At 45.7% G+C, this 3,058-nt stretch carries 1 protein-coding gene and 1 pseudogene; both read left to right on the top strand.

The genetic code is table 11. The features are described 5' to 3' along the window. Positions 1 to 697: 697 nt before the first annotated feature. Positions 698 to 904, top strand: a pseudogene (locus tag JGK14_RS33780) (reverse transcriptase N-terminal domain-containing protein); the annotation flags it as partial. A 610-nt stretch (positions 905 to 1,514) separates the two neighbouring features. Next, positions 1,515 to 3,058, top strand: a 1,544-nt coding sequence (ltrA, locus tag JGK14_RS33775; protein ID WP_325316007.1) for a group II intron reverse transcriptase/maturase, incomplete at its 3' end; no start/stop codon positions are given.

Here is a 3,058-nt window from a genome sequence, read left to right as displayed (position 1 = left end):
ATTGTGAATGCAGACTTAAATGGTGCTGCCAAGTGCGATTCGTTCAGTCGAAACCGAGAAATCGGGGGATGACTGGCTTCTACAGGGTAATCCATCAGGATTGAGGAAAGCACTTTAATCCCTTGTAGATGATAACTTAATAACCTTGCAGGTGAGCGTCAGTATCCTAGAAAGCGTCAAATCCTGCCCCTCAGACGTAGAGGTGAAAGCATATCCCCCACTGTAGAGACTAGCCATCAATCGGTGAAGCGGGGATAAAAGCGGAAAGAGCTACTAGCCTAAAAAGTGGTATCCCGTGAGCAAGTTCCTATGGATAACGAAAGTGAAGTCACTGCCTGAATCACCGTTACTCCGAACCAGCGAAATAAGGCTTCTTGCGCTGGTAGTCCCAAAAGGGCATTAGTACAGGGTGGTATGAGGATTTTGCCCGACATACCTACGTTACCCAAAAACTCGGTGAAAAGGTGACATCCTAATGGAACAAACCAAAGGTTATGAGGAACGAAGTAACCCACCTGATTACTCTCGGAGAGGTCGAATACTCCGAGCAGTCAGCTAAGACGAAACCTCTGGATTATCCAGGTAACAGGTGGTAGAGATTGAGTCAGAAGCCAACGCCTCACTGTAATGGTGAAGGATATGCTAACGGACTCACGGTAATACGGATGGTATAGCTACAATTCGCAATGTAAATGTCATGAACACGGCAATAAAACCGATGTATGAATGGAGCGATATCAACTGGCGAAAGCTAGAACGTAACGTCTTTAAGTTGCAAAAACGGATATATCAAGCGTCTAATCGTGGTGATGTCAAGCTAGTACGCAAACTCCAGAAATTGTTGATAAGTTCTTGGACAGCAAGAGCATTATCGGTTCGTCGGGTAACTCAGGATAATCAAGGGGTGCGACGTGAAGTCGTACATTAGGCGCATCTGCGCTGAATAACTGGAGAGCCGCCTCTCCCGGAGAACTCTCTCTCTCCGTCCCCACATAAAAGAGTGTCACACTCCGCCTACAACAGTAGTAAGTAATGAACCTGTTGGAATGCAAGGCATGAAAGCCCCGCAACTGGTAGCCCAAATCAGTGAAAGGGCAAGGGGAAGATCGAAAAGGGTTAACGTTATGTGAATCACTGTAGATTCCGTTATGTCTAAAGAGTGAAATCAGGCTGATACACTCTAGCCAAAAAGGCAAGTGAGTAGGTTACTGGCAGCGCCTTGTGGCTAGTAACGAGAGAGCGAAACTCTCACCGGAATATAGGTGGAACCCAAATCGGTCGAAGGTTAAATGTACGGAACACGATAAGCCCTATGGATTCTCAAGCCAGGTCGATGGCGTGAGTAGGTTGACCGTAAGGAAAACGGAATTATCCAGAGGGTAAGGGATGCTGGAGAAAGCGAATGCTTTACCGTAATGCTGAAGATAGGGGTTCAGGCTTTGCCCCGCATCGAAAGATGGCAGACTTCCAGCGGGTCTTCAACGGTAAATTTTGCGTAAAGGAATTGAACCAACGTGAAAGATAGAGTCAGCAATGACATCGGAACGAAGGAACCGCTCAAGGGGTGGGCATCCATCAATTGGAAGCTCATCAAAAAGCGTGTCAGAAACCTGAGACGGAGAATCTACCGAGCAGCCCAGAACGGTCAGTGGAATAAGGTTAGAAGCCTCATGAAACTGATGCTTCGCAGTTACTCCAACCTGCTATTGTCAGTGCGAAGAGTCACTCAAGAAAACAAAGGGAAACAGACGGCTGGCATCGATGGTCAGACGGCTCTAACTCCAGAGGAAAGAGTGAAATTGGTCAGAGAAAGTAAGGAATACACCTTATGGAAAGTTCGCCCAACGAAAAGGGTATACATACCGAAAGCTAACGGAAAACAAAGACCATTAGGTATCCCGACAATCAAAGACCGGATAGCACAGGCAATTGTCAAAAATGCCCTGGAACCAGTCTGGGAAAACAGATTTGAAGCCCAGTCCTATGGCTTTCGCCCAGGCAGAAGTTGCCATGACGCAATTGAGCAGACATGGATAAGACTAAACGCTCAGGGGAACGACAGATGGATACTGGACGCAGATATTAAAGGGGCATTCGACAATATCAGCCACGAGTACCTGCTCAATGCCATAGGAGAAATCCCTGGTAAAGAGCTAATCAAACAGTGGCTAAAAGCAGGATATGTAGAGGCAGAAATATTCCACGATACCGAAAGCGGAACGCCACAGGGAGGGATTATTTCTCCCTTATTGGCAAACATAGCCCTCGACGGAATGGAAAAATTCCTAAGTCAATATAAAAAGACGAAGGAATACAAATATACCGACTCAAAAGGTAGAAAAAGAACAGAGAGGGAACACAAACCCAAATATGGGTTTGTTCGCTACGCTGATGACTTCATCATCACCGCAGAAAATCGTGAGGATTTGGAAGCCATTAAACCCATCCTAGAAGAATGGCTAAATCAGAGGGGTTTAAAACTTAATACGGATAAAACCCAAATCACTCATATTAATGAGGGCTTCAATTTCTTAGGGTTCAATGTCCGACATTACAAGGGTAAATGCTTAATTAAACCGCAAAAAGAAAAGGTCAAAGAATTCCTGTCTGGAATTCAACAATGGCTGAATCAACACAAAACGGTAAAAGCAACGGCAGTTATCCAGCACCTTAGCCCAATCATTAGAGGATGGGGGAACTACTACAAGCACAAGGTCAGTAAGGAGACGTTTTCTTACGTAGACTACCGAATATGGCAAATGCTGTGGAAGTGGTCGCTAAGAAGACACCCGAAAAAGGGGAAAGGTTGGATAGCCCAAAAATACTTCAGAACAATCAACGGGACGAAGTGGAACTTTGCCCAACCCTTAAAGAACAGACATGGTAGGGAAACATTAATAACCCTGCCGAAGCTGGCATACATCCCCATAGTACGCCATGTCAAAGTCAAAGACACGGCATCTCCCGACGACCCAACACTCACCAAATACTGGCAAGACCGCCAATCCAAATACGGGAAATCGTACTGGGCAAAAGGCTCAAAACTCTATAACGTAGC

This window comes from Microcoleus sp. PH2017_28_MFU_U_A (genome assembly GCF_020738035.1).
Taxonomy (GTDB): domain Bacteria; phylum Cyanobacteriota; class Cyanobacteriia; order Cyanobacteriales; family Microcoleaceae; genus Microcoleus.
Note: the sequence above shows the minus strand (reverse complement) of the source record. Positions and strands in the feature narration are given on the sequence as shown.